Source organism: Pseudomonadota bacterium, from assembly GCA_039193195.1.
In the GTDB taxonomy this organism is placed as follows: domain Bacteria; phylum Pseudomonadota; class Gammaproteobacteria; order Steroidobacterales; family JBCBZW01; genus JBCBZW01.
In genome coordinates this window covers 1-8466 of record JBCCWS010000086.1, presented here as the reverse complement: position 1 = coordinate 8466, position 8466 = coordinate 1, and the positions used below count along the sequence as shown (strand labels likewise).

The window sequence follows — 8466 nt, the reverse complement described above, 5'->3', positions numbered from 1 at the left end:
GTTCGTTGATGAATTCGCACGCGAGTTGTTGTCCCTGAGCGCGGCGCGACGACGAGCGTGGCAGGTCCCACGGGAGGAGGAGCAACGTGTTCAGGGGCGAAAAGGTGCCGCGAAGTCATCAACGAACTTCTAACTCAGGACACTAGCGCCTCGCCCTAGCCCGTACCGCTCGCGCCTGGAGCTCAGCCGCGCGCTGGCGACGGCGCCAGCATGCCGCGCAGGGCGGCGATCTCCAGCACCGAACGTAGCTGCACACCGATCCGCCACAAGCCCCCGTGCACCGCTTGCTCGGTGAACAGCGCCGATGGGTGAGACAGCTCCACGGCAGGATCGGCAGCCGTGTCCGTGGCGCGAAGATCGTGCACCAGGAGGGCGGCCATGATGGCGTTGCTCGTGGACGGTGCAAAAATCTCCACCCCGTAGTGCGCGGCGCCGGCGAACGCTGCGCCGAAGGCGCGGCGCGCGAGCACCGACGCTGTGGCCGTGGACGGCGCCACGTTCGCAGACACCCGCACGCCCTGGGCACGTGCATGCAGAGCGCGCCACTTTTGAATGTGCTTGGCTAGCGCGTAGTTGGGGCCTTGGGCGGGCACGATGCCGTCGTACAGGCCGTAGGCCTGGCCGCTCGGCGTGCACACATCGTCCGCCACGTTAGGCACGTACAAGCGCCCGCCCGTGAGCGCATGCAGGGGCTTGCGCCACAGGCCACGCACCCCCTGGCCAGCGTAGCGCGCACGGGCAGCCTGCGCCGCTTCGGCCGGGACGGCGAACACATCCGACGGTGTCAACAGGAAGGCCAGGGACACGTCCAGGCGCTTTGCGGTGAGGTGCTCCATCAGCGCATCCATCGCCACCTCGAGGCGCACGTGATCGCGCCCGTGCATGTAACCGTAGGCGCCCACGCACAGCGGCCCTTCGAGCGCCGACAACCATCTGCCCACTTCTGGTGTCATGAGCAACAGGTCTACCCCCGCCGCTTGCGCCAGGGTCTGCTCGTCCGCGTCCGCAGCCACCTCCCCGCGCAGGGGAAAGCGCAGTCTGCCGGCGCCGCGCCGAGCGAGCGAAAACAAGCGCCGCCAGATCGTCGAGCGATCGAGGTCGACGGCCACCAGGTCAGCGCCCCAAGCGCTCAGACACTCGAAGGGTCCAAGCTCCGCACCGGCGCCCAGCAGTGCGACTTGCTCATCGCGCAGATCCAGCCACTCTCGCTGATGCACGCACACCGCGTGCAAGGCCTCGGCGGCGCTGGGTTCGAGCGCGCCTTCGCTGCGCCAGCGATCGATCTGATGCCGCAGGGCGTCGCCGCGCAGGACCTGCTGGCGATAGGGCACCGCCAGCTCGCGCTGCAGCGTGCCCTCGCCCCGCAGCTCCCCCGTGCGCAGGCTGCCCTGGGCGTAGCGCTCGAGCGCCACCCGGGGGGCCACCTGGTGCTCATCGCGCAAAAACTCGAAGGCTCCGTGCACCGCCTCGAGGCCGCGCGTGGCCATGGCGATCATCGCCTCCTCGGACCGCTCGACGCCCGCACGGACCATCGCCAAAAAGTGGCGATCGTAGTGCTTGCGCCAGTCAGCTTCGGCACGGATGGCGGCGGCAGCGCGGGGATCCGCTGCCTGAACGGCGCTGGCGAGCACGTGCTGACTGATCGCCGTGGTGCTGCGCTTGCCCTCGGCGTTGACGGCGAACTGCACGCCCTGTTCTTCGCGGGCAGCGGGGGATTGAGCGCTGATGGGTCGTCTTCCGTGGCGTCGAGATTTGTGGCGAAACAGGGTACCGCAAACGTTGCCAATGCGCGGTGTGTCTCACGATCGGAGGCCGCCTACCTCCCCCCAGTCCGGGAGCCTGTGACTCGACACACGGAAAGGCGGACGGTGCAGTGCGATCCTCTCGAGGCCGACGGTTGGCGCCTGGGAACGTCCAACCGCCGAACACGAGCGCCTGCACGGCAGGCAAGACGCGTAGCTGGAGCCCACCCGAATGACGACCCGCGCCGTTCCAACCGGCCTCCTCGCGACCCTACTGCTGACCGCCCAGGGGCTGGCGATCGGCGCGTGTTACCGGTGGCTCGACGGCGCCATCGTCGTCCTCGCCATCGCCCTGGTCGCGACACTCGGGACCCTGAGCGCCCTTGCCCTCGCGCGCAGATCTCCCTCTCCTCCCCCTCGGGGCGACGACACCTTTCAGCTGAGCGCCATGCCCATGTTCCGCGCGACCGTGGCCGGGGAGATCACGCAAACCAACGCCGCACTTCGCGAATTCCTTAGGTTGAGCGGCCATGAGGCGGACGATTTCTCGACCCTGAACTTAGCCGAGCCTGTCGCGGTGAGCACGCGCCGACTCACGCGTCGCAATCGTGCCGGCGGCATGCGCACCAAGGAGACGGTCTTCACCAGCGACGGCGAGGCCAAGGATGTGATTCTCTACGTGCGCCTGGCCGCGCCCGACGTGGCCGAGGATCGGCGCGTGGAGGGCGCCGCCATCGACATGACCGAGTTCTACAGCGTCAAGCGCGCCGTCCGGGCCAGCCGCGAGCGCTTCCGACGACTCTACGACGAAACCCCCGTTGCGCTGCTCTGCGCGGACAGCAACGGCATCATTACCGACGTCAACAGCTTCCTGCTCAACCGCTTCGATGTGGAGCGCACCGCCATCGTAGGCCAGCCCCTCGTGTCGTTGATCACGCGCGATCGCCGGGACCACGCCCTGCAGCAGATCGTCCTCGCCCTGGACAGCGGCGTGCGCTCGACGACAGACACCGAGTGCTTGGTCAGCGTGGAGCATAAGTTTCCGGCGCGCATGTATCTCAACCCCCGCCCGGCGCGCAGCTCCTCCGGTGAGGCGCTGATGGTGACCCTGTTCGACCTCACGGAGATTCGCCAGGCCGAAACCGAGCGTGATCACGTCGCCAACCGGCTGCGCGTAGCCGAGCGCTTGGAGGCCGTCGGCCAGCTTGCGTTCGCCGTCGCCCACGAAGTGAACACGCCCTCCCAGTACGTGATCGACAATCTGGAGTTCCTGCAGGAGGCATGCGACGCCATGGGCAAGGGCCTGCGCGCCGCGCTGCCCGAAGGCGAGCGCGATGACGACCTGCAGTACTACCTAGACGAGTACGCCCCCGCGATCGAGCAATCGCTGGACGGCATGCGCCATATCAAGAAGATCGTCGGCGCCATGAGTCGGCTGACCGATCCCGTGGATCCGAGCGATCGCGCGCCCACCGACCTCAACGAGCTGATCGAGAACGTGGCGATGTTGGCCCGCGGTGAATGCCCTCCCACAGCAGAGCTTGCCGTCAACCTGGACCAGGAGCTGCAGCACACGCCCTGCGACCCCTCGGCGATCCACCAAGCGCTACTCAACCTCTTGCGCAACGCCGCCCAAGCGGTGGCGGATAAGGGTGAGGGCACGATCCGTATCAGCACTCGCCAGGGCGAGCAGCAGGCGGAGCTGGTGATCGAGGACACGGGCTGCGGTATCGCGCCGGAGAATCTGGATCGGGTGATCAACCCCTTCTTCACCACCCGCGAGCTGGGCGAGGGCACCGGACAGGGCCTGTCGATCGCCCATCGCATCGTGACCGAAGAGCACGAGGGCACGCTCGACCTCGAGAGCGAACACGGCGCGTGGACGCGCCTGACGATTCGCCTCCCCCAGAGCGCTACCCGCGAAGCCGCCTGAGGCGGTCCGACTGCCAGCGCCCTGCGCTAGCGTCGAACCGCCTTGCTGGCCTAAAGGGTCAGTCGAAGCTGAACAGCAGCTCGTTCGATAGGGTGCAGTTACCGAGTTCGATAGCCTGCAGCCCGAGCGTACGGCCGCTGAGCCCCGCCGGCACCTCGCGGCTGAGCACCGCATCGCCGGCAGCGTCTGCTCGAGCGAAGCCGATCAGCCGTGCGTTGCCGAGCTCGATCAACTCACCGGCGCAGGTGCCGATAGCCGGCGTCGTACCGGCGGGCGCGCCGATGTAGTACAGGACCGCCCGATCCGCACTGGCTCCACTCACGGCGAAGTCGTTCGCCTGGCCCGCGATGCCCGGTGACGGCTCGCTGAGCACGAAGCCACCGCCGATGCCCTCACACTCATCCGGTACGCCGGAGCCATCGACGTCTTGGCTGTCACCGGTGTCGATGTCCGTGACGTCCGAGCGGCCGTTGTCATTACAGTCCGGGAACAGGCGCACGTAGTAGACATCCTGCTCGCCGTTGAAGGTGGCCGAGTAAACGGCGCTCGCATCCTCGCGGCCAGAGACCACCTGGTAGTAGTCGCCGATCTTGCTCTGGCGCGGGAAGCCGACGAAGGAATCCCACGCCGGCGTGATGGGCTCGTTGCCCTGCCAGGTTTCACCGCCATCGTAGGACCAGGCGTAGAAGATCTCGGAGATATTCTCCTGGCCGCTGTTGCGCGTGTCCGCCCAGAGCACGTCGATGCGCCCGTCGAGGGCCACATCGCCCGCCGCCATCCACTGGTAGCCCGTACCGCTGTCGTTGTTTACGCGCACGGGGTCGGACCAGTTCTCGCCGCCGTCGGTGCTGCGGATGATGTTGACGTCGAGAGGATCAGACCCAGGTGGGTTCACCGAGGCCAGGAGGTACACGTGGCCGCGGGTGTCTCCGTCGGAACGATCGACGAAGACGTTGGCCTGACCCAACAAACCGCCTGGGTTGGGGCCAACACCTAGCACCATCGAGCCGCCCATTTCCACGCGCTCACCGCTGAAGGTGGGGGTGACCGCTGGGTTCTGCGCATCGCTCGAGCGGGAGACGACAAACTGGCCGAGGTCCTGGGTGAAGGTACCGTCGATGCCCGCCGCGTACAGCGTACCGTCCGGGCCCACAGCCATGGTGCCGAAGGTGGGGCTCAGGTCCACGGTCACGGGGAACTGCCAGGTGTCGTTGGAGTCGATGGAGCGGGTCAGCACGTTGCTGCCACAGCAGCCAAAGAAGCGCTGCCATATGCCGTAGGCGTGGCCATCGCCTAGGCCGCCCGTGGCGTCGACGACCAGCCAGTTCTTGTCGCCGCCGAAGCTCGGGATCGGCGGGCCGTAGGAGACGCCACCGTTGGTCGAGGTAAAGGTCTCGACGGCGAAGGTCTCCTGCAGGCTTTGATAAAGCAGGCGACCGTCGCTCAAGCTTGCGAGGACAGGATCGGAGCGAAACACGCCGGGCGTCAGCACGCTCGGCACGGTCCAGGTCTGTCCGCCATCGAAGCTGAAGCCGTTGCCAGCCTGTCGAAAGTCCGAGTTGATGCTGTCGAACTGACGCCAACCCACGGCGATGTTGTCGGGGTCTGTGACGCTCACCGTGAGCGACGGCTCGTTCGCCGCATCCCCCACGATGTTCATGCCGTTAGCGTCTACGTTAACTTGCACGCTAACGTAGGGGCCGCCGACGATGCGGCGGGCCGCGGTGCGAGCCGCGGGATCGTCCTGCGCGCGCACCTTGGCCGGTGGGTCGTTGGGCGCTTCGCGGTAGACCGATTGGGGCTCCTGGGCGTGGGCGCTGGTGTTGACGGCGAGTGCGATGCTCAAGGGCAGCAGTAGCAGCGTTTTGCACGCTGTCTTAGGTATCGTCATGAGGAATCCTGCCTCTCTAGGTGATGGGCGTTATCCATAACGCGGCACGACCAGGCGAACTCTCATTCGCCTGGCCGTGCCTCGTGGCGAGGGCAGTGTGCAGCAATCTCGCCGCTGCCTCCATGCACACAGCACCATTCGATAGCGGGCGACCTATCGAGGGCCGACCCCCCGTTACAACGTCGTATCGGCAACGTTGCTCAAGGTGCAGCTTTGCAGGTCGAGCGCCTGGAAGTACAGGGTTCTTCCGGCCAAGCCAGCCGGCAACAGGCGCGTCGCCACAGCGCGCCCGTCCGCGTCCGCCTGCGCACCCGCCAGGCGCCGCTGCGACGCCAATCCCAGGGTCACCTCGCAGTTCCCCACCACGATCGGGGTAGCCCCTTCGTTGCCGGCAGCGAAGATCAGGCTCACCCCGCCTGGAGAGCCGTCCAGGGTCTCCCATTCGTTCACCACGCCGGCTTCACCGGGGGCCGGGGCCGCGAGGGTGAATACGGGCGGAGGCGGCACTTCGTCCACCACGTTCACGGTGATCATCACGCTGCCGCCCGCCTCCCCGCCGGCGCCTTGCGCAGCGTAGGCCGTGGCCGTGATGGTCAGTTCGCCGAGCGCGGGGGTCCACGCGTTGAAGTCGCCGTTGCTATCCCCCGCCAGGGCGTAGGGGGCGACGTTCTCGGTGGAGAACACGGCACCGTCGAGGAGGAAGCGCACGCTGGCGACCTCACCGTCGGTGCGCGCCAGCACGTTGAGGTTTCGCGTGGGGAGCGTCGCGAGGTTCAAGGTGGTGCCGTCGACGAGAGGATCCTGGCCGGCGATCGGTTGATCGAGATCCGCATCGATCAGCGCCAGCTCCACAACGTTGAAGTTCGGCGGCGGCGGCGGCGGCGCGTCGTCATCACGCAGCACCAGGGCCACCCAATCCTCATCGGCGCGTGAGGGCGGGGCCCCCAGGGAAGCAGGCCCGCCGCCGAGCAGGGTGAGTGGGTCGCCAGCGAACTCACCGCTCACCGGGTTGTACCAACGGCGCACGAAGCTCCCGGCCACGGCGGTCAGATCCAGAGAGCCCGCCGGGTTCGCATCGGGCAAATAGATCGCATAGGCGTCACCAGCCTTGGCGAGCACTTCGCCACCCCCAAAGGCATCGGCCTCGCCTGTGAGCAACCCGTCGTTTGGTGCCATCTCCCAAAACGGCACCTGCTCTTGGAGAAAGCGGCGGGCAAACCACATGTAGTCGTACATCTCGGCGCGCGTGCGGAAGTCCTCCGTGCGCATGTCGCCGCCCAAGGGCAGATCGTGATAACCGAAGTACCACTCGATGGCGCCACCGGAGAAGTACACGTCGTAGAGCACGCGCTTGCGAAGGTCCTCGGCGTTGCCATCGTTGAGGCCCGACCCTGCCGGGTTGTTCTCATCCATATCGAGAATCCAGGGGCGCCCTACCGCCGCAGAATTTGCGCGCCAGGTCTGTACATGATCGCCCGCCTGGTCTGTTGCGTACTGGATAGACGTGGCATCGAAGCGCTCGTCACCCACGATCTCCTCGTAGTCACGAAAGTTGTTCGGTTTCGTGTGGACCGTAATGAGCTTGCCGGACCAATCCAGGGCGCGAAGGTAGTCGGCGAACTCGCGCAGCTGTGACACGCTGTAGTCGTTCTCCTCGGAGAGATTCCACTTGCCGGTCAGCAGATAGGCGAAGCGCGCAATGAGTTCGCGGAAATAGAGCTTGCGCTCCACGCCGAGCGCACCGTCGTCCAACCACTGCTCGTTGGGCGATTCGGTCTCCGCCAGCACGAAGTGTGGGGCGATGCCCTGCTCCTGGGCGTGGTTGAGCACCAGGTTCCACTCGTAGAGCTTGCGGATATCGTAGTGGGTCTTGTCGAAGCGCTCGTTAGCGGGCCCGACGAAGGGGTAGGTCTCCTGCCCATCGCCTCCCAGGTTCATCGGCAGGAAGTAGATCGAGTTCACCTTCGCGCTCGCCAGATAGTTCAGGGCGCCGATAATGCCCTCGCTGTCGATCCCGGTCTGCTCATTGGTGAACTCGGGGTCGCCGGGGCGAAAGTCCTGGCGATGGGGCGCGTACTCGTGAAGGAAGCCCGAGTTGATGCCGCCTTGATCTTCCGTGTTGTGGAAGCCCGCGTAGCCGAGAAAGTTCTCGGGGCTGTCGACGCCGCCCTTCAACCAGTAAGGCCCGTCGCGGAACTTCGGGTAGTGCTCGCCCACGTACTCCAGACGCCCCCAGGGCAGGAACCCGCTGGCTTGCGGATCGATGGGGGCGATCTCGACGGTGCCGGTCTCGCCGTCGGGCCCAGTGGCCTCACCCGCCTGCGGGTCGAGGGAGATCGCCACTTCATCGCCGCTCCGAAAGCGCGCCACGTACTGCCAGGTGCCCGGCACCTGCGGGGCGAAGCGCACGCGCCACACATCCCCGGTGGCGCCACCGTTGCCGTCGCCGGCAAAGAAGCCCGGTACGGAGACACTCTCGCCGCCTGGGCCCGTCCACTCGACAGTCAAGCGGTAGTCGAGGAAGGGATTCGGGGATTCGTCGCGTTCGTTCGCTTGGGGACCAGCAAAGTCCACCGTTAGGGGATGCCAGGTGATTTGGGAGCCGCTGATCTGGGCGGCGTACGAAGGGGTCGCGCCCAACGCCAGCAGGCCGATCGCGAGAGCACCTGCGCAACGCATTAGGTGAGTGATGACGGTGGCGCGCTTGAGCTGAATCATGACCATCTCCCGGTGATAAGGCAGATCCCGAGCATAGCCATGACGCGTCAAAAATCATGATGTCCCTACCCGGCGACGACGCCATTTGGCGCCACCCTCGGGGGTCGACCGCTGGTCAGGACGCTCAACGCACTCATCGCCAACAAGGCAGCTTCCCAAGGCGATGGCAGGGGCGGGGGCGG

4 protein-coding genes are annotated in these 8466 nt (G+C 66.5%); 1 reads left to right on the top strand and 3 read right to left on the bottom strand.

The genetic code is table 11. The annotated features are described in order from the left end of the window. Positions 1–182: 182 nt before the first annotated feature. The gene (locus AAGA68_26905) at positions 183–1688 is read right to left on the bottom strand and encodes a hypothetical protein (protein MEM9388700.1); all 1506 of its coding nucleotides are present in this window, start codon (positions 1686–1688) and stop codon (positions 183–185) included. 286 nt (positions 1689–1974) lie between these two features. Between AAGA68_26905 and AAGA68_26900 the strand changes: the two genes are divergently transcribed. Continuing rightward, the gene (locus AAGA68_26900) at positions 1975–3675 is read left to right on the top strand and encodes an ATP-binding protein (GenBank protein MEM9388699.1); all 1701 of its coding nucleotides are present in this window, start codon (positions 1975–1977) and stop codon (positions 3673–3675) included. Positions 3676–3733: 58 nt separating this feature from the next. Here the strand turns inward: AAGA68_26900 and AAGA68_26895 are convergent, their stop codons facing one another. Both AAGA68_26895 and AAGA68_26890 read right to left on the bottom strand, forming a co-directional pair. Further along, positions 3734–5566: a sialidase family protein gene (locus AAGA68_26895; protein MEM9388698.1), complete on the bottom strand. Its 1833-nt coding sequence runs from the start codon at positions 5564–5566 to the stop codon at positions 3734–3736. 174 nt (positions 5567–5740) lie between these two features. Next, positions 5741–8284, bottom strand: a complete 2544-nt coding sequence (locus tag AAGA68_26890; protein MEM9388697.1) for a DUF5060 domain-containing protein — start codon at positions 8282–8284, stop codon at positions 5741–5743. Positions 8285–8466: the final 182 nt, after the last annotated feature.

Bases quoted from the DNA above. Each gene is read 5' to 3' on its own strand.
- AAGA68_26900 (MEM9388699.1), top strand. From the start codon at position 1,975: ATGACGACCCGCGCCGTTCCAACCGGCCTCCTCGCGACCCTACTGCTG.
- AAGA68_26895 (MEM9388698.1), bottom strand. From the start codon at position 5,566: ATGACGATACCTAAGACAGCGTGCAAAACGCTGCTACTGCTGCCCTTG.
- AAGA68_26890 (MEM9388697.1), bottom strand. From the start codon at position 8,284: ATGATTCAGCTCAAGCGCGCCACCGTCATCACTCACCTAATGCGTTGC.